Raw genomic sequence first — 25,591 nt, forward strand, 5'->3', positions numbered from 1 at the left:
GTAAGAAAGTAAGGCCCGATAAACGGCCCTTTCATTATTTTACTCCTCATGTGGAAAAAAGCAACCGGAAAAGCTATTGACAAACATACCGTTGGTATGTTAACGTAAAGATAATCCAATGAAAATATGGAGGTATATTATGGCACGGAATAAATATCCGGAAGAGACAGTGAATCTGATCCTGGAGACTGCAGGCCGTCTTTTTGTGGAGAAGGGATATGAGCGGACATCTATCCAGGATATCGTGGATAATCTGGGAGGACTCAGCAAAGGCGCTATTTACCACCACTTTAAGTCCAAGGAGGAAATCCTTTCGGCTGTGACAGACCGCATGACAGAGGAATCAGAGGTTTTGTTAAGCCGGATAAGAGATGATAACACGCTCACGGGGAAGGAAAAGCTCAGGAAACTTTTCTATGAATCCCTCAACCGTCCGGAACAGAAGGATATGTTCCGTTCTGCACCGCGTCTCGGAGAGAATCCGCAGTTATTGGCCATGGTAATGCGGGAAACCATTGATATCACGGCACCTATTTATCTGACTCCGATCATGGAGGAGGGGATAAAGGACGGCACTATCCATACCAAGTATCCGAAAGAGTTGGGCGAAGTCCTGCTTCTGCTTGGAAATGTATGGCTGAATCCCATGACAATGGATTCCACACCGGAGGAGACATACAGGAAATGCCTGTGTTTTAAGGAAATCCTGGATGCCATGGGGCTTGATATTGTGGGAGAGGAAACTGTTGAGAAACTGCAGGAACTGACAGAGATTTATAATGACCATAAATGATTTTCGGCTGCCCGGCAGCATAGTCTGAACCGGCAGCCCATTTTTTTATCATTATACATACCTACGGTCGGTATTAAAAAGGAGAAAGACAATGGACGCAGTAATAGAAATCAGAGAAGTGTCAAAAAGCTTCCAGGGGCAGAGTGTGCTGGAGCGCTGTTCCCTGAATCTGCAAAAAGGAGAGATTTACGGTCTTCTGGGTGTCAATGGAGCAGGCAAGACCACACTGATGAAGATAACCGGAGGTTTTCAGCAGCCGGATGAAGGAGAGGCCCGGATAGACGGCAGGGACAGTTGGGAGCACAGGGAAAAGATCCAGAGCAGAATAGGTTCTCTGATCGAGACACCTATATTTTATGAACACCTGTCAGCCCGTGAGAATCTGGAGATCCATATGGCATATATGGGGCAGAACAGGGATATCACAGGTGCACTGGAACAGGTAGGGCTTTCCCGGACCGGCAGAAAGCCCGTGGCGAAATTCTCCATGGGAATGAAGCAGAGGCTGGGGATTGCAAGGGCCATGCTCCATAACCCGGACTGTCTGCTGCTGGATGAACCCATTAACGGCCTGGACCCTGTGGGGATACAGGAGGTGAGGGATATCCTGCTGGCCCTGGCAGAGAGAGGCACTGCAATCCTGATATCCAGCCATATTTTAAGCGAGATGGAACAGCTTGCACACAGAGTGGGAATCCTGGCACAGGGGAAAATCGTGGAAGAGTTCTCTCCCTCCATGATGAGAGCACAGTACGGAGAAGACTTTGAAAAGTATGTCATTGACATTATGAGGAGGAAACAGGTATGAAGCTGATCAAACTGGAATTAAAAAGAACGGATTTTAAGGGCTACCTTCTGGCAGCCGCGGGCATATCGGCCTTTTGTCTGATCATGGCCTTTGCCTTTCCCCTGATTCCCAAGATGGAAGAGAGAAGTGTGACCGGCGATGACGCGCTGCTGTTTGCCACGTGGAGAGGGCTGCTTCTTCCTGTCTCCGGTCTGATCATGTCCTGTTTTGCAGTCATGGGCGGAGCCATGGCAGCCAGAGTGGTGGTGACAGAATATACCGGAAAGAACGCACTTCTGCTGTTCTCCTACCCGGTGAAAAGAAAAGCTATTTTGAAGGCGAAATGTATCCTTATATGGGGATTTGTCTTCACAGCGACCTTCTTATGTGAGACGGTCTCCTTCCTAGTGGTGGGAGTCGCTGCCAATCTGTTTCATTTCGTTCCCGAGACCTTTGGTCCGGCGGAAATGGGAAGAGTGCTGGCAGCCGGCGCGGTTTTGGGAGTGATGGCAGCATCCATCGGGCAGATCTCCATGCGGGTCGGATTCTGGAAGAAATCACTGGTGGCGTCCGTGGTGGCTGCTGTCATTTTGATCTGCCCTGTGACGAACCTTTTTATGCTGGGGGCCGAAAGCGGGATGTGGGTCATGGTGGGAATCATGGTCATCACTCTGGCAGGCGGCATCGGATGTTACACGGGACTTGCAAATAAAATAGAAAATATGGAGGTATAAATAATGAAGAAAAACGGGTTTTCCAGAGATTTTACACTGGTAGTCATCGGGCAGATCATCTCTCTGTTCGGCAATGCGGTAGTCAGATTTGCCCTGCCGCTCCATCTGCTGAATATTTCCCAGTCCCCTGCTTTATACGGTCTGGTGTCAGCGCTGGCGTTTCTGCCGCTGCTTATCATGTCGCCGCTGGGCGGTGTGATCGCGGACCGGGTGAATAAGAGGAACATAATGGTGGTTCTGGATTTTACCACGGCGGGTATCATTCTCCTGTTTCTTCTGCTTTCCCGGCAGGTGAACCTTGTGGCTCTCATTCTTGTGACCCTGATTCTGCTGTTCAGTATATCCGGCCTCTATCAGCCGTCTGTACAGGCAAGTATGCCGTTCCTGGTGCCGGAGGAGAAGCTGGTGCAGGCAAATGCCATGATCAATACCGTGTCTTCCCTGGCCGGTCTGCTGGGACCTGTGCTGGGCGGCATTTTCTACAGTATGAAGGGGATTCATGTGGTGCTTGCGATCAGCATGGTCTGTTTTTTCCTCTCCGCTATGATGGAGATCTTCATCAGAATCCCCTTTGTGAAAAGGGAGACAGACAGGGGCGCATTCCGCATTATCTTCGGAGACCTGAAGGAGAGTGTGCGTTTTATTGCCAAGAGCCAGAAAGTGATAGGCAAAGTTACGGTCATTATTGCGTTTGTAAACCTATTCATCTCGTCCCTGCTGATCATCGGGCTTCCGGTTCTCTGTACACAGGTGCTGGAATTTCGGGGGGCTGACCCGAATCAGATGTATGGATATCTGTCGGGGATCATGGCCTTCGGCGGCATAGCAGGGGGAATTTCTGCCGGTGTCCTTGGCAGCAGGATCAAGATCGGGGATACCTGGAAGCTCATTCTGGGGGTGGCCCTGCTCATGTTCCCTATGGGCGGAATCCTGTCTTCCGCGGTACCGGATATGGGTAAATATATGGTATTGGCAGCAGGCGCATTTCTGATGATGCTGTGTGCGACTCTGTTCACGGTGCAGACCATGTCCTTCATCCAGATAAAAACACCGGGACATTTGATCGGAAAGGTGATCTCCTGGGTCATGGCCATTGCTACCTGTTCTCAGCCTCTGGGCCAGGCCGTATACGGTGTGGTCTTTGAACAGGCCAGGGGACAGGAATGGGCGATTTTCGCAGCAGCCGGTATCGCCAGTATAATCGTCAGTCTGTATCTGAGAAAAGTATGGATTGCGGAAGAAATGCTGGACGGGGGAACAGAGGTCGTGTCCGGTGCATATAAATAAAGAAAAAAGCAGATTTCTCTATGTTCTATGTAAGATCCAATGACGGCACCAGAATTGCTGTCTATGAATGCAACAAGGGCTGTCCGAAAACCGTGTTTCTGGTTCACGGATGGCCCCTTTCACACAAGATTTATGAATATCAGATCGAACTGCTTACAAGGTGCGGGTATCATGTGGTGGCAGTTGATCTGAGAGGATTCGGCGAGTCTGACACACCGGCCTGTGGTTATGGGTATGACCAGATGGCAGCGGATATTTACCATGTGGTAAAATCCATGGGACTGAAAAAATTTATTCTCACAGGATTTTCCATGGGAGGGGCCATTGTGCTGCGCTATATGCGGCTGTTCTGCGGCTATGGCGTGGAGAAGCTGATTCTTCTGGCAGCGGCTGCACCGTCCTGGACACAGCGGGAGGGATATCCCTATGGTCTTACCAGGAAATATGTGGATAGCTTGATCTGTCTGGCTGAGACGGACAGACCGCAGCTTGCCTGTAACTTCAGCTATGAACAGCTCTTCGCTGCGCCTCACAGAGAACCGGTGAAACAATGGTTTCGGGATATAGCTCTCTCGGCATCCGGATTAGGTACTGTCAGAAGCGCAATGGCACTCAGGGATGAGGATGGGCGCTGTGACCTTCCCTGTGTCCATGTTCCCACATGGATCATCCACGGGGGAAAGGATGTGGTGGTATCCAATGACCTGGCCCGTATCCAGAAGGAGGGAATCCCCTGTTCCTGTCTGGTAACCCTTGAAAACAGCGGACACGGTATCATGTATGATGAGCTGGCCCTGTTTAACAGGATATTTTTGCGGGCAGTCAGAACCAATCCCCAGGAACGATAGAGAAACGTTCGCATGGTTTTTAACCGCATGTCAGAAATGGCATGCGGTTTGTGCGTTTATATGCTATAATAGCTAAAAAAGCGTGAGGCCGCTTCCGAGGGCGGCGTACAGTTGAGGAAAGGGGAAATTTTGTGCAGAAAATTTTTACCAGGTACATCAGCTATGTTGTCGCTGTGGCTCTTCTGGCTATTTTAGTATTGAACTGGGGGCTGCAGGGGCGAAATGCCAGGAGCCAGATGGTACAGAACTCTACGCTCAAACTGGGACAGATATCGCAGACCATTGACAATAATGAGGTGGAGCTGCTGAACCTGAAGGAGAGCCTCAGTGAGGATTATTTGACAAGAGCCTATGCTTTCGCCTATATTATAGAACAGAATCCCAGTGTACTGGACAGCCAGCAGGAACTGGAGCGGATCGCGGAGCTGCTCAATGTGGATGAGCTTCATGTGATCGATGAAAACGGGATTCTCTTTGCAGGCAGTATTCCGAAATATTTCGGCATGGACTTCCATACCACGGACCAGACAGAAGAATTTCTCAGTATTTTAGATGATCCGAGTTCCTATCTGGTGCAGGATATAAGACCGAACGGCTACGAACAGAAGGTGTTCCAGTATATCGGTGTGGCGCGCCAGGATAAGAAGGGAATCGTACAGGTGGGAATGGCGCCGACCAGGATGCTGGAGGCCCAGAAGAGAAACCAGCTCGACTACATATTCTCCAGAGTTCCTGTGGATGCAGGGGGTGTGCTTTTTGCCATAGATAAGGAGAGTGGTGAAGTGCTGGCCCATTCTGATGAGAGTATGGCCGGCAGCAGTATGAAGAATCTGGGATTGACGGAGGAAGAAATCGCAGACTGCAGAGACGGCGGATTTATCCATCAGGAGGGGAAAAAGATATTTTGTGTCAGCCTGGAGAAGGATAACCTGATACTGGTTTCAGGTGAAAATGAGAAGGAGCTTTATGAGGAACGGAATACGCAGACGATCCTTACTTTTTGTTATCTGGTTCTGGTGTATCTGGTGACCATTCTGGTCATTAACCGTCTTCTGAAGCATCAGATCGTGGACGGGATACATACCATCATGGATGATCTGCATGATATTACAGACGGTGATCTGGATACTGTGGTGAAGGTGGACAGCAATCCGGAATTCAGGCAGCTCAGCCAGGGAATCAATAAAATGGTGCAGGGAATTCTGGATGCCACGGTCAAGATCTCAAAGGTCATTGACACGCTGGACCTGCCCATAGGTGTGTTTGAATTCAATGAGGACAGCGAAAAGGTAATGGCCACAGAACGTTTCCGGCTTGTGCTTGACTGGACAGAGGAGGAGATGAACCGGGCCTGCCGGGACAGGAATATCTTCCGGGTCATGCTGGAGAAGACTCTGAGGGCAGCTTTTGACAAGAGAGGCAGTGATTTTAAGATCAGGGAAAATCCCGAGAAGTGGGTCCGTATCTTTACCACCACGGAAAACGGAAGCACTTTTGGAATCATCTCAGATGTGACGGGAGAGGTACAGGAAAAGAAACGGCTGGAGCACGAGAGGGACTACGACTCCCTTACCGGGCTATGCAATCTGGATACCTTCAGAAAAGAAGTGGAGAATATCCTTACGGGCCGTGACATTGGTGAGTGTGCCATGGTCATGATGGATCTTGACAGCTTCAAGGGGATCAATGACCATTTTGGACATGACTGGGGCGATGAATATCTGCGCGTCTGTGCAGGATTTTTGACAGAGTTCAACGGAGAAAAGGGAATCGCGGCCAGGCGTTCCGGGGATGAGTTCTGCCTCTTTCTGCATCACTATAAGACAAAGCAGGAGATTGCCAATGATATGGAGGAATTTTACAGCAGGCTGCAGCAGAACCCTGTGGTATTTCCGGATAAGAGCAGCAGAATGCTGGAGATATCTTCAGGTCTTGCCTGGTACGGCGGCGGTCTGAAGGAGTTCCAGACACTTTTAAAAGCAGCGGATTATGCCCTGTATGATGCAAAGAACAGCGGAAAGGGAATCATGAAACAGTATTCCCTGAACTGACACTAATCATAAAGAGAAAGAGAGGAGACAGACAATATGGATAAAGATACAACTGTGGCGGACTTAAAAAGCAGAGTATTCGATTTTTGCGAGGAGAGGCATTGGAACAAATCCCATAATCCTAAGGATTTGTCCATCGGTATTTCCACAGAGGCCAATGAACTGATGGATTTGTTCCGTTTCAAGTCAAATGACCAGATGAAAGAAATGATGAAAGATAAGAAGAAGAGGGAGCGCATAGGGGAGGAGCTGGCAGATACCCTGATTTTTTCCTTGCGTTTTGCCCAGATGTATGCGTTTGACATTGACGATATCATCCGTGATAAGATGGTGAAAAATGCGGTGAAATATCCTAAGCCTGAGAAATAACGGCGGGAAGGAGTACGGATGGAGATCAGATGTATTGCCCTTGATCTGGACAGGACGACCCTAGACGGGGACGGATATCTGCCGGAGGAAAACAGAAAGGCCCTGGAGGAAGTTATGGAAAAGGGCGTGCAGGTAGTGGTGGCCAGCGGAAGGGCCCTTTCCACGCTGCCGGCGGCGATCAGGGAGATGGAAGGGATACGGTATGCCATTACATCAAACGGAGCCGCAGTATATGAACTCCACACAGGAAAATGCCTGAAACAATATAAGATGACAGAGGAGTCAGTGCGCCGCATTTTGACGCTCACAAGGAATTTTCCTGTGACCTATGAAGCATTTGTGGATGGCGAGGCTTATGCACCCAGGGCTTATGTGGAAAGCCCTGTGCAATTCGGCGCCAGTGTCCGGGCCATTCCTTATATCCAGGGAACCAGAAGGCCGGTGGAGGATATTCGGGCATTTATCTGTGACCATGCCTCTGTACTGGACGGCATGGACGTCATAACAGGGGACCGGGAGCTGAAGACCAGGCTGTGGCAGCTTCTGAACGCGGAGGGCCGGGATGTGTATATCACTTCTTCGGTGGCACAGCTTTTGGAAATTTCTTATAAAGATGCAGGGAAACATACAGGGGCAGCCTTTCTTCTGGACTATCTCGGACTGTGCAGGGAGGAGCTTGCGGCTTTCGGGGATGGAGATAACGATGCGGAACTTCTGGCGTTTGCGGGAATTGGGATCGCGATGGAGAATGCATCCGTAAAATGTAAGGAATCTGCAGACTGTATCACCCTGTCCAATGAGGCGTGCGGGGTTGCCCACGGCATCAGGAACATACTGAAATTATAAGAGAGGCAAAAAATATGATTCAAAATTGGAAACACAAGTTCAGATATATTGGCGGCATTCTGATACTGCTGCTCTGCCTGCTCACCGGATGCACCGGAACTGCGGACGGCACGGCAGGCCGGACAGAACAGGATTCTGCCAGGACAGTGCAGCAGGAGGAACAGGATGCAGAGGCATCGGCGCTGGAGGAATCGGGAACTTATACCTCGAAAGAGGATGTGGCAACTTATATCCATCGGTTTGGTCATCTTCCGGATAATTTTATTACCAAGAAGGAGGCCAAGAACGCCGGATGGGTCAGCAGTAAGGGGAACCTGTCTGAAGCCGCCCCGGGCAAGAGCATCGGCGGAGACAGATTCGGCAACTATGAGGGAATCCTGCCGGAAAAAGAGGGGCGGCAGTATTATGAATGTGACATTGACAGCGATGGAGGCTATCGGGGGGCAAAGCGGATCGTCTATTCCGATGACGGTCTTGTGTATTACACAGAGGACCACTACGAAACCTTTGAGCTTTTGTATGGAGAGGAGAATCCATGAGGATAGTCCTGGACGCGTTATGTATGGAAGAGAAGGAGACAGCACATACATATCTGAAAGAAAAACTGCGGCTGCCGGATTATTATGGGGGCAATCTGGACGCGTTGTACGACTGTCTTACAGATGAGGAAGAGATGGAGATAGAGGTGGAGAACAGAGAGCAGGCGGGGAAATATTTTCTGCGGATATGGAACGTTCTGCTGGATGCCGCCGAAGAAAATGAAGGTCTTCAGTTGATTGGCTAGTAAAAACACAGGAGAAAGAGTATGGGTAAAATGCAGAAAGACAGCAAAAAAGCATCTAAGAAATGGATATGGATTCTTCTGGCAGTTATAGCCGTAATATTGGCAGCAGCAGTTGTGATCTTCATGAAGGGCAGAACAGAGAAAGAAGTATTTTCCGTTGACGGACAGCCGGTCTACAGGGAAGAAGTGGCATGTATCGTCAATAAGATCAAATTATACCAGAGAGAAAAAACAGCAGAGAAGGCCGGGATTGATGTGTCAGAATTTACCTGGGAGACAGAGGCCGATGGAAAGACGGGATATGAATACCTGGCTGATGCAGTGGTGGAGGAGCTTAAAGAAATTAAGACCATGCAGAAAGAGGCCATGGATAACGGCCTTGCAGATGCGATTGATTATCCGTCCCTGATGAAGGCAATGGAAAAAGAAAACAAGGACAGGGGAGAGAAAAAGGGGAACAATGAAACCGTATTCGGAGTGACCCGGTACACGGCGGACCAGTTCTATGATTACTTCAACGAAAATCTGTCCCTTCAGAATAAACGGGAGCTGACCAATAAAGATGTACTTACCGCATCCGATGAGGAGGCAAGGGCTGTTTATGATGCAGACCCGGAATACTTTGACAATGAGGATTATGAGAATGTAAAGACATCTGCCCAAAATCTTGTGTTAGAGAACAAGTATCAGGAGCATTTAAAAGAAATGGCGGAAGGGGCCAAAGTAGAGATACCGGATGAACAGGCACTGTTACAGGCTGTGAAGGACGCACTGGAAGGAAAATCGTAAAACAAAGGTGATCAATCACTGTGCATATACTGCGCTGACCGTAAGAAAACATTTAACAGATAGATAAAAAGAGAGCTGTTTACACAGAAAGCTGGAAGTGTGAACAGCTCTTTTTTACCGGGAAAATGCCCCTAGTTTGTTTTATCTGTCATTTTTTTTGTATTATTAGTTTGCGATAAAATATAAATGGTCGAAAATGACGAAAAATAAGTAGAAATCGTAAAAATTTATGTATATATGTGGACTATAATAGAAGACACGGCAATGCAACACCTGTCAAAATGACGGAAGCGGATCAGCGCAGCGTGTTGAAGCTCATTGCGTAAATATTCTTTTGGAAGGAGAGCAATGTATGAAATCATGGAAGCGATGGAACAGGGCGTTTGGTGTTACTCTGGCGACGGCTCTTGTCTGTACTTCAGTTAATTTCCCGGTTTATGTGCAGGCAGCCACAGATAACCAGGGAAGTATACCTGAAGCAGCCACGGAGAGTATCCCGGAAGTATCCGGCACGGTCTACCATGTGGACAGCGAGAACGGCAGTGATGAGAATGGGGATGGATCGATCAGTAATCCGTTCAAAACCTTGGATAAGGTGAACACCATTGAATTACAGCCGGGAGACGGCATCAGCCTGAAGAAAGGCAGCATTTTTGACAACCAGCAGCTTGCACCGAAAGGCACCGGAACGGAGGAGAAACCCATTGTAATTGATACATATGGTGAGGGAAACATGCCTGTGATCAATGCAGGAGGATTCAGAAGAACCGGTGAAAAAAATGATGACGGCACACCTGAATATGCAGGCTACAAAGAAGCAGTCCTGATTCAGAACATGGAGTATACCTATGTGACTGGTCTGGAAGTTACAAATGACGACGCATTTAACGAGACAAGTGAAGCAAATGACCAGAACAACCTGAACTCCGGAAGTGATGATGTGATCCCGAGACGTCTCGGTATCCATGTTACCATTGACGAGAGAGAGACAGTTAACAAAACTCTGGAGGGTGACAGAGAATACAACACAGTTGTCATCGACGGCTGTTATGTACATGATGTGGACGGAAATGAGAACCGCGGTGTGAACAAAGTAGACGGCGGTATCGGCGTTGAGGTTATCTTCAGCTCAAAAGCAGGGGTATATCCTTACTTCAACGGCGTGACCATCCAGAACAACAGAATTGACCAGTGTGACCGTACAGGAATCAAGGCAATCCGCCTTTCTGACCTGGACAACTTCAGAAACAACACACCGGGTACTGACAATTATGACCCGAATAATGATGCGGATTATAATGGGGCCAATGATGGTGTGCGCCATGACAATATCCGTTATAAAGACCAGGCACAGAGAGGCCTTCATATTGTAGGAAACTATCTGAGCGATATCGGCGGTGACGGTATCCTTGTCTGCGAATCACAGGGCGCTTTGGTAGAGCACAATGTGGTGAACGGACAGGCCATGCGTGCGAAAGGCGCCAATGCAGGTATCTGGGCATGGAACTCTTTTGATACCTTATTCCGCTATAATGAGAGCTTTGACGGTCCTGCTTATAACCAGGATGGCTGCTCTTACGACAGTGATTACTGGTGTGCAGGTACTACCTTTGAGTACAACTACAGCCACGATACACCTATGGGCTTTATGCTTATGATGGGCAATAACAATACAGATATTATCCGTTATAATGTGAGCCAGAATGACGGCCTTGCATGGCGCCACGGGGCAGGAAATACCAGTTCAGAGAGCTACATTTATAATAATGTATTTTATTATGATGGTGCGGACTGGGTATTCAACCACAGCAACGGCGGCGGTTCTGCATTAGGTGATGCATACAACTGGTGTATGTATAACAACATTTACTATAACTACAATACAGAAGTTCCCAGTAAATGGGGCAGTGCTGAGACAACGGCTGAGAGCTGGAACAACTCTTACCTGAAACAGGCAGGAAACCTGGTATATGAAGCCAGCGGCATCCATGACCCGGGTGAGATTCCCAATGCCATCCAGGCAGATCCGCTCTTTGAAAATCCGGGCGGCGGCGAGAGTGCCACGATCAGTGAAGACGGAATGACAGCCACCTCCAACTGGGAATCTTTGAAGGCTTACGCCCTGAAAGAAGGTTCTGCAGCAATCGGTAATGGTGTGTATGTCAATGTCGTTCCTGCATCCAGTCCGGAAAATAAAGGACTCTGGGACTACACTTCAGACAGAAATGCCAAGACAGATTTCTTCGGCAATGCTCTTTACGACGGAGCACCTGATATCGGTATTATGGAGATGACAGGTGTGAAAGGTGCAGAATTTGCACTGGAGAGCAACGCGGCTTATAAAGTATACGATCCGGAATGCGGAGAATATCTTGCAAGCGGAGAAAACAGTCTGGAAGTAAATGCATCCGGAAGCCAGTTCGTAATGGAGAATGCAGGCGACGGATACAAAGTGAAGATCTGGGATACAGAGAACAATGCTTATCTGTACCTGAATGCCGACGGCGACAATGCGGTTCTGTCAGAGAAAGACACAACTGTATGGTCAGCCGTTGATATGAAGAACGGACTTCATCAGCTCAAATCAGGAGACAAATTCCTTGTCTGCAATAATGACGGAACGCTTTCTCTTGGCACAGCAGGTACTGACTGGCAGTTTGTCCTTCAGGAGCACTCCAAGTCCTATAATGTGGGCGGAGATGTCATCGACGGATTCAGCGCAGACCAGGCTTATGATGAAAATAAGAAATTATCCGGCTATGTTGGTGAGTACAGCAAGCTGACAGGAAGCGGCAGCGGTGTATACGCAACAGGTGTTACTGCCGACACGATTGAGTACAAGATCTATGCATCAGACGCTGCCCACAATCTGAAACTCTATGTTTCTGAGATGGAAAACGCTGCCGGACGTACATTTGACGTTCTGGTAAACGGTGAGGTGGCAAAAGAGAGATATACCTTAACAGGTGATACAGATGTGATTGAAATCGGTTCTGTATATCCGGCAGGTGGTGTCATTACTGTAAAACTGCAGAGTGCATACAGCGAGGAAGCCGGAACAATGACCAATCCGATTCTAAATGGTATTGCAGCAGACATGGCTGTTATGTCAGAAGTGAATATGAGACTGGATGCCGGTAATTCCGACACATCCAATATGGGCAACCATGACGGCCTGTTCGAGGATGCGGAATTTGAAGTTACAGGAAGCGGATGGTACGCAAACGGTGATACAGCCACTGAGGAGATCAACAGTTCTCTCGGCGGACAGAAACCGGTGCCGGATGCAGGCCTGGGAACCGCGCTGAAGAGCGGACGTGCAGGTGAGGACTTTGGCTATAAGTTCAAAGTTGCACCGGGACTTTACAGAGTGAAACTGTACTTCAATGACACAAGCGCAGATGATTTTACACCGGGAACATTTGATGTGAGCGTAAACGGTTCTGTAGTGGAAGAAGGATTTGCCATTCCGGAACAGAACAAAGCTTACGATATCACAGTTACCGCAGAGGCAAAAGACGGTCTGATCGATATCGGACTGAAAGCCACAGAGGGCAAAGCGATTGTCAATGCAGTTCTTGTTGAGCCTTATCAGGAGATCACAGGTGAGAATCTGGCACTGAATAAGACAACAGATACAAGCGGACAGGAAGCAGAGTCCATGGCAGCAAAATACGCAGTTGACGGCAGCCAGTCCACACGTTACAGCAGCGGTATGGGACAGAACCAGTGGATATCCGTAGATTTGGATAAGAAATACATGGTAGACACTGTAGCAGTTGACTGGACACCGGGTGCCTACGCTGCAGATTATGAAGTGCAGGTATCTGCAGACGGAGAGACATGGAATACTGTTAAAACGGTTAACAGTGCATATCCGGGACTTAACCTGGTTAAATTCGAGCCAGCCGAGGCACAGTTCGTAGCAATTGTTTCTATTAACAATGCAAACGAATGGGGAATGTCCATGACAGAACTGGGCGTATATGGTGAGGAGATCACAGGAAGCCCGGCAGCAACTGTCAATACTGAGGATAAAGGAAACCATAACTATCAGGTAAATGTAGGTCTTGAGAATATCTACAACAAGTACAGAAACACAGTTGTGGAGTATACCTATGACCCGTCTCAGATCACCTTGAACACAGACAGCGCAGCAGCAAATGAAGACGCACTTCTGAAGACTGTAGAGCCGACTGTGACAGATAATGAAGACGGAACACAGACCGTGCGTTTCACCTATGGAATCAAGAAACAGGATGCATTCAAGAAGGCTGCGGAACTTATGAATGTAACCTTTACGGCAGAAGAGGGAGCAACAAGGAAACCGGTAACTGTCAATGTATCCTTCAGCAACGCAGAGGGACATGTGACGAATCTGGAAAAAGTGATCACCTATGTACCGAATAACTTTACATATGAAGATTTAGGCGCTTTGATCCAGGATGCAGAAGCACAGATGAATGCAGCAGTGGTAGGACCGAAACCGGGCGAATACACCCAGGAAGCAGTCGATACCTTCAAAGCTGCTGTTGACGAAGCAAAAGCAGTTCCGGAAGGAAAAGACGCGGCAGAATACGAAGCCGCATATGTAAAACTGGAAGCAGCGATGAAGGCCTTCACCGAGGCAGTCAATGTGGCCCAGTACAACACTTATTATGAAGATTTTGCAGCAGCAGAGGAGATGAACTTTGATCTCAGCAATGCGTCCGGACAGCTTACGCAGGACGGCCTGTTATTATCTGTAAATGCAGGCGGAATCGCTAAGGACATGAACGCTGCAGCAATCAGCCAGGGTGTTTTCCGCATCCGCTTCAGCACAGACAGCGTGGAAGATCAGACACTGTTTACCGTTGGTAACGGAATCATGTTCGGATATGATGCAGGCGGCGGAAACTGGTTCTACGATAAGACGGCAGACGGAGGCTGGGGCAACTTTACTTACGGCTATGAGCTGACAGCTAACGAAGAGCATGAGATTATCTTTAAGTTTATGCCGAGTGCCGGCAGGGCAGCAGGGGCATATGACCTGACCTTATGGTATGACGGAACAGAACTCGGTCATGCTGAGGATGTTCTTTACAGCACAGAGCCGGGCCAGTATACACTGCAGACCAGAAGAAACGCACACAATATTACAGTAAAAGAAGTATACTACGGTGATGAGGTTCCGACACACACCGTAACAGTAACCGCCGGCGAAAACGGAACTGTCAGCCAGACAGGCGACGTATCTGTTTACAGCGAGACGAACAAAACATTTGTAATCAAACCGGATAAAGGCTATACTGTAGATACCGTAATGCTTGACGGTGCACCGGCAGTAGTCGAGAACAACAGAGTAACTCTTGAATATGTGATCGAAGACCATACACTGGACGTTACCTTCAAGAAGATCGAGACCTCCAGTCTGGAAGCACTCATCAATGAGATGAAGGAAATAACGGCTGACGGTTATACACCGGAAAGCTATCAGAAATTCCAGGATGCAATCGCGGCAGCGGAAGCTGTTATGGAAAATGCAACATCCCAGAAGGAGATCACCGATGCGATCGTAGCCCTGGGCAATGCAAAAGATGTTCTGGTTAAGATCCAGTTGGAAAGCATCACAGTCGATACAGAGAATGCCAAGAAGGAATATCTGTTAGGCGAAGAATTCAGCGCAGAAGGAATTCAGGTATTTGCTGTATACAATGACGGCAGCACCACAGAGCTGAGCACAGACGATTACACAATTACCGGATTTGATTCCAGTGTGATCGGACCAAAGGAGATCACAGTTACCTATACCGAAGGTGAGCTTGAGAAGACAGCAGTATTTACCGTACAGGTTAAGCTGACTGTAGATACTACAAGTCTGGAATTGGCCATCACAATGGCTGAAAAACTGGCAGACGGAAGCCAGTCCTTCTCACCGGAGAGCTGGGCAGCCGTGGAAGAGGCTCTGAACGAAGCAAACGCGCTTCTGACAACTCTTGAAACAACACAGGGACAGGTAGACGATGCGTTTACAAAACTCATCAATGCCATTGTTGACCTGAAACCGGGCGTACAGAAATACGGTCTGGAAGCGGCAATCGCGGGAGCAGAGGCAATCCTCGCAGATCCTGTGACAGAAGAACGCTATACGGAAGGCAGTGTGCAGGCAGTCAAAGATGCATTAGAGGCAGCCAAGACTGTATATGATACCGTGTACGGCGAAGATGAAGTAGAAGAAGGACAGAAAGCTGTCAATGAGGCAACCACAAACCTGCTTACTGCAGTATCCCAGATGTTAGATAAGGATTTTGCCCGTCTGCACGCGATCATTGCACAGGCAGAAGCAATCCTTCAGGATGCCGACAAGTACACAAGTGAGTCCGTGGAGAACCTTAAGACTGTACTGAGTGCAGCCAAAGAGACAGCAGCCAACACGGAACTGACAGGCCAGGAAGCAAGAGACGCCTATGCAGCTCTGGCAGAAGCCATTACAGGCCTTACATTCAAGGGAAATAAGGCGGAACTGGAATCTGTTATGGCAAAAGCACAGGAGATCCTGGATAATTCGGGCAGATATCTGGCAGCCAGCATTGACGGTCTGAAGGAAGCTCTTGACAGCGCAAAGGTAATTTACGACAAACCGGATGCAGTTCAGGATGAGATCAATGCAGCGATTGCTGCACTTGTGAAAGAATGTGAAGAAGTAAGGCTTCTGGGTGATGTGGACCTGAACGGCGTTGTGAATGCAGCCGACAGTGCACTGCTGCTGAAATACAGTGTAGGTCTCACAGAGCTGACAGAGGAGCAGATCCTGATCGGTGATGTGAATGTTGACAACCAGACCAACACAACTGACGCAACCAAGATCCTGCAGATGGCAGCAGAGAAGATCACCACATTTTAAATATCAGAGGAAAATCTAGGAGAACAGGCAGGTAACCTATATGAAAAAGAGAACCGGAAAAATTGCAATGTTATGTATGAGTGCACTTCTGTTTGTACAGGCAATGCCTGTCTGGGCCGCAGGTGAAACAGAAATAGCATTAAACCCAGGTAAGGCCCAGGAGGGCGGTCAGGTTCAGGTGGCCTGTGAGATCACGGATGGCCGGGAAGTGACCAATGGAAAAATCCGTATCCATTACGATGCATCTAAAATTACCCTCACTGCGGACAGCGCCGGAGGGGCGCTGTCCGGGGCCCTGTGTGAAGTCAACGACTGTCTGACAGGCAACAAGGAGGAAGGCGAGATTGTAGCGGCCTTTGCCTCATCATCACCACTTACGGAGGATGGCAGTCTGCTCGATATGACGTTCCAGCTTGCAGACGGTGTAAAAGCCGGCGATACAGCGGACATTCAGGTGGATATTGAGGAACTGGCAGGTGACAGCGGCGACATCGGTCACAATGAGACCCATGCAGCAGCTATCACAGTGGAAGCAAAGGGCGAGAATCCGGACCCTGGCGGAGACGACAAGGATCCGAGCGGAGATGACAACAAGAACCCCGGCGGAGATGACAATAAGACTCCGGGCGGTGACAAAAATGATGGTACGGATGGCGATGGTAATAAAGGAACCACACCAACCCCGACACCGGCTAAGAACAAAAAGTCCGGAACCACCACAACTTCAAAATCAGCAAAGACAGGCGATGATACGAATATGGTATTCCCGCTTCTCGGCGCTGGCGCAGCAGTAGCAGTGATCGCTGCAGTCACAGCTGCGAAAAAGAAAAAAGAATCATAACTGTAAGGGTAATGCCGGTCTGTATGAGAAATCATGCAGACCGGTTTTTTTGGTTATAATTAAAAATATGAAATCATTTTCCATATCCCGATACGTTATATAGAGTAGGGGACGCCCTGTAGGAGGAGTATCTTGACGCGTGAAGACAAACTGATAGAAAAACTGGAAAATGGAGATATGAGCGCCCTGGATGAGCTGATATCCCTGTATTACACAGACATTCTGCGGTACTGTATCTGCCACACAGCGGACAGGCAGACCGCGGAGGATGCCGTGCAGGAGACATTTCTGAAGACCGTGCGGTATCTGGACAGGTATATACACAAGGGGAAATTCCGCGCTTTTTTATACCAGGTGGCAGCGAATACGTGTGTGGACATGTGGAGAAAGAAACATCAGGAGGAGCAGATACCGGACACTCTGGAATGCCTGGAGCGGGGATTTCAAAGGGCTGAGACGGAGACAGACTTCATGCTGCTGGTCAGGGAACTTCCGGCAGAACAAAGGGAGATCATCTACCTGCGGTTTGCCCATGACCTGACGTTAAGGGAAATCGGGCAGATTTTGAACCAGCCGCTGAGGACAGTCCAGTCCAGGCTGCGGGCAGCACTGAAAACCATAAAAAAGGATTTGGAGAGAGGGGGGATTTCATCATATGAAGAAATCTGAGATAGAAAGCGGCCTCAGGAAGTGTTTTTCGGAGAATACCGTGCCGGATGCGGTCAGGGGAGGAAGAGAGAAGCTGATTCTGACAGCCAGGCAGACATACCGCACCGCTGTAAGAGAAAAAAGGATTTCCTTTTGGCAGTTTGTGTTATATCAGATCAAATTTACAGGCCGGAGTATATGGGGAACGCAGATCGCTGTGCTGGCAGCTATCTATCTGACACTCTATATTACTGTCAATGGGGATTTTGCTTACCTGTGGAACAGACGCCTTCCCGTGCTTTTATGTTTCAGCAGTGTGTTTCTTCTGTTGCCGGCCCTGCCCGCAATTGCAAGGTCTCTGCGTTATGGAATGGCAGAGCTGGAGCAGGCGTCCAGGTTTTCCTCGATCCATCTGCTGACTGCCCGGCTGGTGATCATCAGTGCCGGGGATATCCTGATGCTGGCTGTGCTGACTGCAGGCATTGTACTGGGAATGGGCCAGAGCCTGGGGGCCGTAGTCTTATACCTGCTGGTGCCCTTTTTTTTACTGGGCAGTATCTATATTACCATAGCTCTGCACGTGGATGTACAGCATGTACTTAAAATCTGTCTGGCTGTGGGAATGGGGGCAGCGCTGCTGTTCTGGCTGCTATTCCAGTATCATTACGGGTTTTACGAACATTCCTTTCAGACGGGCTGGGCAGCAGTCTGTGCGGCGGCTGTGATATGTGATATCATTCAGCTTCGCAGAGCGGAAAGAAAAGGAACAGCAAAAGCACTGTTGTGAGGAGGAGTAAAATGGAGCTTATAATAGACGATTTATCAAAAAAATTTAAAGACAAGGAAGCCGTCAGCCATGTGAGCTTGAAACTGACACCGGGGGTCTGGGGACTTCTGGGAGCCAACGGTGCCGGCAAGACCACTCTTATGCGAATGCTGGGCGGAACACTGAAACCTACGGGAGGCAGGGTTCTGTACGACGGCATCTCTATCCAGGTACTGGGGGAGAAGTACAGGGATATCTTTGGGTATCTGCCTCAGGAGTTTGGATTTTATCCTGAATTTACGGTCCGGGATTACCTGGAATATATGGCAGTGCTGAAAGGCCTGCCGAAAAGGAGAAGTAAGGAGAAGATAGAAGAACTTCTGGAGAGAATGACCCTTTTGGATGTGAGAAAGAAAAAGATTGCGAAGCTCTCAGGCGGAATGAAGCGCAGGGTGGGAATCGCCCAGGCCCTTCTCAATGAGCCGGAGGTGCTGATTCTGGATGAGCCTACCAGCGGTCTTGACCCGGGGGAGCGCGTCAGATTCCGTAATCTGCTCTCAGAGTTTGCCTCACACGACAGGATTGTGCTCATATCCACCCATATTGTCTCAGATGTGGAGTACATTGCAACCTGCAATGCGGTGATGAAGGGCGGTAAGATCCAGGCTGTGGGGACAACGGAAGAGCTGGTCACCCTAGTGAATGGGAAGGTCTGGAACGGTACGATTCCTGCCGGACAGCTTGCTGAGTATGAGAACAGACTGCAGATCGTGAACCTGAGAAATGAGGCGGACGGCCGCATCTCTGTGCGGTATCTCGCCGAGAAACCCGGGATCGAGGATTCTGTACCTGCTGTGCCGAGACTGGAAGACCTTTATCTCTGGATGTTCCCGGAGAGCCGGTTTGATAAGGAGGCGGATTAAATGAGACTTTTAAAACTGGAATTTAAGAGAATCCTGAAAACAAGATCTACCTGGGTTTTTCTGGGGGCAGCACTGTTTTTATCTGTTCTCATGGCCTGTATTCCCAGGACATTTGTACAATATTCCTACATGGATGACAGCGGTAAACAGATCACCATAAGCGGCAGTAAGGCCATGGAGATCATAAATGAGAAACAGGCGCCCTATGCCGGAGAGGTGACACCGGATAAAGTGCAGACCGCTTTGGAGACATATCAGGCATGCATCGCGGAATACGGGCCGACCAACAGCGAGGATTTCCCTCTGAATGTATATAATGAAAAGATTCTGCCTATTCAGCCTTATATCCACCTTTTACGTGAAGTGTATGCGGACAGCAGAACAGGTACTGCGGCTGACCTCATGAAGCTTGGTCCTGAAGATGCCGGCCGTATCTATGAACAGTGCAGAGAGCATCTGGACAGCCTCATGAAAATGGAGCAGAAGGACTACCCGGATGCGCAGAATAAAGCGGCTGCTTACTTTGCAAAAGTGGAGCAGCCATATGAGTATTATCCCGGCTATAATAAGGACGCAACCGATTATCTGGTCCTTTATCTGCTTCTTCTGGAGTTCATCTGCGTGCTTCTGGCTGCTCCGGTCTTTTCCTCTGACTACCAGACAAAGGCGGATGATATTCAGCGCTGTACCAGGCATGGAAGAATCAGGCTGGCGGCTGTCAGGACAGCAGTTATGCTGATTCTGGCCTCTGTTATAGTGGCAGCGGGTTCCGGCATTTTTCTGCTTCTGACAAGGGCTCTGTTCGGGGAAGAGTGTATGGGAAGTTCCATGCAGATGCTCTATTCGGCAGTGAGCTTATCTGATCTGGATTTGTGGCACCTGCTTTTAGCCGGGGCGGGTACCGGGTTTCTGACCATAACCGCTGCGGTTCTGTGTACACTTATGATATCGTCCCGATGCAGAAGTGTCACTGTGACAGCGATTTTTGGCATGGTGCTGTGTCTGCTGCCTGTCATCATCGGACAGGTGGGCAGCGGGAATCTTGCCGGCTGGATTCGCTGTATCCTGCCGACAGGAGGGCTGGGGCTTGGAAACTGCTTCCTGTACGAACTGTTTGATTTTAAATTCCTTCATCTGGGAGGACGATCCTTTTGGGTGCCCCATGCGATGCTTGCGGCGCTGGCCGTGGAGATTCCTCTCTTTTGGGGACTGACGGTTTGTTTCTATAATAGACATATGGCAAAATAACAGATTGCGGAGAGTGTATGAATCAGGCGCTCTCTGCAGTTGCCTTATAGGTAAAATGCACAAGAAGTAAGAAAATTATAGAAGGAGAACACTTTTTTTTATAGGTATTTCCCACAGAGAATGCTACTATTAATCCATAATCTTAGTTCATATTAAATAACATAAGGAGGAAAGAATATGAAAAAAAGAATGATGAAACTGGCGGCAATCTCTATGTCTGTGCTTATGGCGGCTTCCCTTGGTGCGTGCGGCTCCGGCGGCGGGGATGACAAAAGCAGCGGAAGTGATGACAGCAAAAAAGAAGAGAGCACAGCATCCGCAGATGAGAGCAAAGGCGGGGACAAGGAAATTGTAATGTGGGCCAACGGTACGGAAGATCCAGATAAAAGTATCTGGAATTATGCCATTGACAAGTATAATGAAGGTAAGGGAAAAGAGACAGGCTATCAGGTAAGCTATGTTCCCACACAGAATGATACTTACAAAGAGAAGCTGGTGGTTGCTGTCAGCTCAGGGGAATGCCCGGATATCTATCAGACCTGGTCCGGAGGTCCTATGATCGAATACGTGGAGGCAGGATTCGGCCAGCCTCTTGACGAATATATTGATAAGTACAATCTGAAGGATGTGCTCATGGACGCGGCCCTGGAACAGGGTACCTACAACGGCAAGGTGTACGGCCTTCCCGTGCTGAATGTGGCAATCTCAGGTATTTACTATAACAAAGAGATGTTTGAACAGTATAATCTGGAAGTTCCCACAACCATAAGCGATCTGGAGAAAGTCTGCGATACATTAGTGGAGAACGGCATCACTCCGTTTGCGCTTGCCAATGCCTCCAAATGGACAGGTTCCATGTATTTCATGAATCTGGCTACCCGTTACGGCGGACTGGAGCCTTTCCAGAAGGCAGTTTCCGGGGAGGGTACTTTTGAGGATGAGAGCTTTGTCTATGCCGGAGAAAAGATTCAGGAATGGGTGAAAAAGGGCTATTTCCCGGAGGGCGTGAACTCTCTGAGTGAGGATGACGGACAGGGCAAACAGCTTCTGTACCAGGATAAGGCAGCCATGACCTGTATCGGCTCCTGGTATACAGGCACGATCAAACAGGACAGTGAAGAATTCTACAACAAATTGGGCTGGTTCCCATTCCCGGCAGTTGACGGTTCCTCCGCAGATGCTTCCATTATCATCGGAACCATCGGTGACGGATTCCTGACCTTCAATTGTACAGGCGAGAAGCTGGATGCTGCATTTGAGATGGCAAGCTACTATTTCGATGATGAAGAGCTGGATTTCATGGTAGAAAACGGCAAGATTCCTCCTGTTAAAAAAGCAAAAGAGATGATCACTGATCCGGTAAGCCAGCAGATCCTGGAAGCTGCAACGAATGCGTCCTCTGTACAGCTCTGGTACGATCAGTATCTGCCGCCGGTAGTATCTGAGGCACATAAAGATACCTGCCAGGAATTATTTGGCCTTACCATGACACCGGAGGAGGCGAATAAAGAACTGCAGAAGGCAATGGATGAATACAACAGCAGCCACAATGAAGAATGATCATTTTATCTCCAGGTAAGAAAATTATATAATGTAGACACTTTATTTTATGGTTATCAGACAGAAAAAAATATATGATATCAGGGATAAAGTAAAAGCATATATATTATTTCAGGAGGAAAAGTATGAAAAAAAGGATGGCAAAACTGGTCGCTCTTTCCATGACAGCTCTCATGGCAGCGTCATTGGCCGCATGTGGCGGTGACAGCGGAAACGCAAGTTCAAGTGAAACCTCAGGAGAAGACAAATCAGCAAAAAAAGAAGCCGGTGATGATGGAAGCAAGGAAATTGTTTACTGGAACATCGGTACAGAAAGCCCGGACAAGGATGTTATTGCAAAGGCTGTTGACAAATTCAATTCCGAGACAGAATCAGGCTATACCGTTACGGTTGTGCCTACACAGAATGATACGTACAAAGAGAAACTGGTAGTTGCCATGAGTTCAGGCGAATGCCCGGATATGTATTCCAACTGGTCCGGCGGTCCTATGTACGAGTACATAGATTCCGGATTCGGTCAGCCCATTGATGATCTGTTCAATGCGTCTGAGATCAAGGACAAACTTATGGATGCAGCCGTTGCACAGGCTACATACAATGACCATGTATATGCGGTTCCTTACCAGAACGTTTCTCTTGCAGGTATATTCTACAACAAGGAAATGTTTGAGAAATACGGTCTCTCAGAGCCGAAGACACTTGCGGATCTGGAGAATATCTGTAAGACATTAAAGGACAACGGCATTACACCATTTGCCCTGGCAAACGGTTCCAAATGGACAGGTTCCATGTATTTCATGAGCCTTGCGGCACGCTACGGCGGACTGGAGCCATTCCAGAAAGCAGTTGCAGGCGAAGGCAAATTTACAGATGACTGCTTCATCAAAGCCGGTGAAAAAATCCAGGAATGGGTGAATGCAGGTTACTTCCCGGAGGGTGTAAACTCTCTGAGTGAGGATGACGGACAGGCAAAACAGCTCATGTATCAGGAGTCAGCAGGTATGCTTCTGTGTGGATCCTGGTATACAGGTACTTTCTCCTCTGACAGTGAAGAATTTTATCAGAAGATAGACTGGTTCCCATTCCCGGCTATCGAAGGTTCTGACGCAGATGCTTCTATCCAGATCGGTACCGTAGGTGACCAGTTCATCACATTCAACTGTGAAGGCGACAAACTGGCAGCAGCGTTTGAGTGTGCAGAGGCACATCTCTCTGATGAAGTTATAGATTTTGAGATTGAAAAAGGCAAGATTCCGCCAGTCAAGGGAATCGAAGAGAAGATCACAGACCCGGTTGCCAAGAAGATCGTGGAGACCGCCAACAGTGCTCCGGAAATCCAGCTTTGGTATGACCAGTATCTGCCGCCGGCAGTTGCAACTGCTCACCTTGACGGATTACAGGAAGTGTTTGGTCTGACCATGACTCCTCAGGAGGCACAGGATTCCATGCAGGCAGCAATGGATGACTATTTAAGCACAAAGGCCGAGTAAGGATCACAGATGAAAATACGCTCTGTCCCCTGGGACAGGGCGTTTTTTTCTATATTTTTCTGCGCTTTAAAAGACAAATATTTATAGATAATGCGTAGATTGTTCTATGTCCTTTCAGAAGTCTGTTTGTTAGTATATATAATAAGAAAAGAAAGGATTCAGAAACAAAAAGGAGGGCTTCTATTATGAAGGAAAATGGTATTTCTCTTGCCCAGATGAGGCAGAGGAACACACGGAAAGTTGCGGCGCTTTTCCTGGCACCGGTCACTGTTTTAATGGTGATATTTATTTTCTATCCCATTGTGGATACATTTATCACAAGCGGCTATCAGTGGAACGGAATTTCCGCAGCTAAGAAATTTATCGGAATCGGCAACTGGAAAAAACTGATTGCTGACACCAATTTTTGGATCGCGTTTAAGAACAATGTTCTCATTATGATCCTGTCTATCTGTATTCAGATTCCCATCGGTCTTGCACTGGCAACATTCCTGGATTTCGGAGGAAAGAAACTGACACCTTTTAAGGTGGTCTGGTTTATTCCCCTGCTGATGTCATCTGTTGCGATTGGCTTCCTTTTTACATATGCGCTGGCAACAAACGGCGGCCTGGTCAGCACCATCTCAGGCTGGTTCGGAGGCGGCAACATCGACCTTCTGGGCAATCCGAAAACTGCCCTATTGACGGTTATCATGGTTATCTGCTGGCAGTTCACCCCGTTCTACATGGTGTACTTCATGGCGGCATTTACCAATATTCCTTACGATGTATTTGAAGCGGCAAGGATAGACGGTGCCACCAGAGGCCAGTATTTCTGGAGAATAGCACTTCCCCTTCTGGTTCCTTCCATGAAAAGCGCGGCAATCCTCTCCATGGTTGGTTCTCTGAAATACTTTGACTTGATCTATGTTATGACCGGCGGCGGTCCCGGAACATCTACGGAATTGATGGCAACCTACATGTACAAACAGTCCTTTAAGACATTCAACATGGGATATGGTTCTGCAGTGGCCGGCGGCATGTTTATCCTCATCAGTATGGTATCCCTGATCACCATGAAGCTGTTAAATGGAAAGAAGGAGGACTGAAATAATGGATAATTATAAGAAGAGTAAAGCAAAAAGCATCACAGCCTGGACCGTTGCCTTTATCCTGGCAATCTTCTGGTTGGTAGTATCCTTTATGCCTTTCGTATTTATGGTTCTGAACTCCTTTAAAGAGAAGTTTGAGATGCTGACAAAAGGCGTGTTCCAGCTTCCGGACAGTCTGAACTGGAACAACTACACAGAAGTGTTAAAAGGCGGATTCGGCACTTACTTCAAGAACAGTGTGATCGTTCTTGGCATCTCCCTGATACTTCTGCTGTTTATCGCTGCCTGCGCGTCTTATCCGCTGGCAAGATTTAAGTTTAAACTGGCGAACCCCATCTATGCGCTGATCGTGGCATGTATGTCCATACCGGTTCATATCACCTTGATCCCGGTGTTCAAGATGGCAAAAAGCACAGGTCTGTATGACAGTATCTGGGCATTGATTGGTCCTTATATTGCCTTTGCGGTACCGATTTCCGTGTTCATTCTGACCAGCTTCATGAAAGAGATTCCGCGGGAGATTGAAGAGTCTGCCGAGATAGATGGCTGCGGCAAGATTCAGATGTTTTTCTCCATGATCCTTCCTCTGGCAAAACCCGGCCTGGCCACACTGGCGATCTACAACGGTGTAAATATGTGGAATGAGTTCTCCTTTGCCTACACACTGACACAGTCATCCGCAAACCGTACCCTGCCTCTGGCAATCTGGGAATTCCAGGGCCAGTATTCCATGAATACGCCCATGATCATGGCAGTCCTGACGCTGACACTTCTTCCCATGATCATTATGTTCATTATCTTCCAGGATAAACTGGTAAAAGGTATGACAGCCGGAGCCGTAAAAGGCTGAGTT

At 48.4% G+C, this 25,591-nt stretch carries 21 protein-coding genes; all 21 read left to right on the forward strand.

Annotated features, from left to right (window positions below):
• The first annotated feature begins 139 nt into the window (after window positions 1-139).
• Entirely contained in the window at window positions 140-793 is a 654-nt protein-coding gene (locus V8Q34_RS06975) for a TetR/AcrR family transcriptional regulator (RefSeq protein ID WP_335835135.1), read from the forward strand.
• Between the two features lie 91 nt (window positions 794-884).
• Entirely contained in the window at window positions 885-1,601 is a 717-nt protein-coding gene (locus tag V8Q34_RS06980) for an ABC transporter ATP-binding protein (RefSeq protein ID WP_033139122.1), read from the forward strand.
• The gene (locus tag V8Q34_RS06985) at window positions 1,598-2,314 is read left to right on the forward strand and encodes an ABC transporter permease (RefSeq protein ID WP_335835136.1); all 717 of its coding nucleotides are present in this window, start codon (window positions 1,598-1,600) and stop codon (window positions 2,312-2,314) included. Before V8Q34_RS06980 ends, V8Q34_RS06985 begins: the two co-directional genes overlap by 4 nt.
• Window positions 2,315-2,317: 3 nt before the next feature.
• Window positions 2,318-3,601 (forward strand): MFS transporter, encoded by a 1,284-nt coding sequence (locus V8Q34_RS06990; RefSeq protein ID WP_335835137.1) that lies wholly within the window; start codon window positions 2,318-2,320, stop codon window positions 3,599-3,601.
• Window positions 3,602-3,621: 20 nt separating this feature from the next.
• Complete coding sequence (locus tag V8Q34_RS06995; RefSeq protein ID WP_118743387.1) at window positions 3,622-4,449, forward strand: alpha/beta fold hydrolase; 828 nt, start codon at window positions 3,622-3,624, stop codon at window positions 4,447-4,449.
• A 131-nt stretch (window positions 4,450-4,580) separates the two neighbouring features.
• Window positions 4,581-6,500, forward strand: coding sequence for a sensor domain-containing diguanylate cyclase (locus tag V8Q34_RS07000; RefSeq protein WP_118743388.1), 1,920 nt, complete (start codon window positions 4,581-4,583; stop codon window positions 6,498-6,500).
• A 36-nt stretch (window positions 6,501-6,536) separates the two neighbouring features.
• A complete protein-coding gene (locus V8Q34_RS07005) occupies window positions 6,537-6,869 on the forward strand; it encodes a nucleotide pyrophosphohydrolase (RefSeq protein WP_033139117.1) in 333 nt (110 codons plus the stop codon).
• An 18-nt stretch (window positions 6,870-6,887) separates the two neighbouring features.
• Window positions 6,888-7,715, forward strand: a complete 828-nt coding sequence (locus V8Q34_RS07010; protein WP_335835138.1) for an HAD-IIB family hydrolase — start codon at window positions 6,888-6,890, stop codon at window positions 7,713-7,715.
• A 14-nt stretch (window positions 7,716-7,729) separates the two neighbouring features.
• The gene (locus V8Q34_RS07015) at window positions 7,730-8,254 is read left to right on the forward strand and encodes a ribonuclease domain-containing protein (RefSeq protein WP_054350652.1); all 525 of its coding nucleotides are present in this window, start codon (window positions 7,730-7,732) and stop codon (window positions 8,252-8,254) included.
• Entirely contained in the window at window positions 8,251-8,499 is a 249-nt protein-coding gene (locus V8Q34_RS07020; protein ID WP_054350653.1) for a barstar family protein, read from the forward strand. The genes V8Q34_RS07015 and V8Q34_RS07020 overlap by 4 nt, the downstream gene beginning before the upstream one ends.
• 21 nt (window positions 8,500-8,520) lie before the next feature.
• Complete coding sequence (locus V8Q34_RS07025) at window positions 8,521-9,288, forward strand: hypothetical protein (RefSeq protein ID WP_033139113.1); 768 nt, start codon at window positions 8,521-8,523, stop codon at window positions 9,286-9,288.
• Window positions 9,289-9,640: 352 nt separating this feature from the next.
• On the forward strand, window positions 9,641-16,171 hold the full coding sequence (locus V8Q34_RS07030) for a discoidin domain-containing protein (RefSeq protein ID WP_335835139.1): 6,531 nt from the start codon (window positions 9,641-9,643) through the stop codon (window positions 16,169-16,171).
• A gap of 40 nt (window positions 16,172-16,211) precedes the next feature.
• Window positions 16,212-17,012 (forward strand): LPXTG cell wall anchor domain-containing protein, encoded by an 801-nt coding sequence (locus V8Q34_RS07035; RefSeq protein WP_335835140.1) that lies wholly within the window; start codon window positions 16,212-16,214, stop codon window positions 17,010-17,012.
• 132 nt (window positions 17,013-17,144) lie between these two features.
• Window positions 17,145-17,681 carry an RNA polymerase sigma factor gene (locus V8Q34_RS07040; RefSeq protein WP_054350661.1) on the forward strand — a complete coding sequence of 179 codons (537 nt, stop codon included), beginning with the start codon at window positions 17,145-17,147 and terminating at the stop codon, window positions 17,679-17,681.
• Complete coding sequence (locus V8Q34_RS07045) at window positions 17,668-18,447, forward strand: hypothetical protein (protein WP_335835141.1); 780 nt, start codon at window positions 17,668-17,670, stop codon at window positions 18,445-18,447. The genes V8Q34_RS07040 and V8Q34_RS07045 overlap by 14 nt, the downstream gene beginning before the upstream one ends.
• Window positions 18,448-18,458: 11 nt before the next feature.
• Entirely contained in the window at window positions 18,459-19,349 is an 891-nt protein-coding gene (locus V8Q34_RS07050) for an ABC transporter ATP-binding protein (RefSeq protein WP_335835142.1), read from the forward strand.
• Window positions 19,350-20,597: an ABC transporter permease gene (locus tag V8Q34_RS07055; protein ID WP_118743394.1), complete on the forward strand. Its 1,248-nt coding sequence runs from the start codon at window positions 19,350-19,352 to the stop codon at window positions 20,595-20,597.
• Between the two features lie 177 nt (window positions 20,598-20,774).
• Window positions 20,775-22,157: an extracellular solute-binding protein gene (locus tag V8Q34_RS07060; protein WP_103731841.1), complete on the forward strand. Its 1,383-nt coding sequence runs from the start codon at window positions 20,775-20,777 to the stop codon at window positions 22,155-22,157.
• Between the two features lie 125 nt (window positions 22,158-22,282).
• Complete coding sequence (locus V8Q34_RS07065) at window positions 22,283-23,647, forward strand: extracellular solute-binding protein (RefSeq protein WP_033139105.1); 1,365 nt, start codon at window positions 22,283-22,285, stop codon at window positions 23,645-23,647.
• 185 nt (window positions 23,648-23,832) lie between these two features.
• Window positions 23,833-24,735, forward strand: coding sequence for a carbohydrate ABC transporter permease (locus V8Q34_RS07070; protein WP_033139104.1), 903 nt, complete (start codon window positions 23,833-23,835; stop codon window positions 24,733-24,735).
• A gap of 4 nt (window positions 24,736-24,739) precedes the next feature.
• A complete protein-coding gene (locus V8Q34_RS07075; RefSeq protein ID WP_033139103.1) occupies window positions 24,740-25,588 on the forward strand; it encodes a carbohydrate ABC transporter permease in 849 nt (282 codons plus the stop codon).
• The last annotated feature ends 3 nt before the right edge of the window (window positions 25,589-25,591 follow it).

The sequence above is a fragment of the Blautia sp. JLR.GB0024 genome (genome assembly GCF_037000545.1).
Classification (GTDB): domain Bacteria; phylum Bacillota; class Clostridia; order Lachnospirales; family Lachnospiraceae; genus Blautia; species Blautia celeris.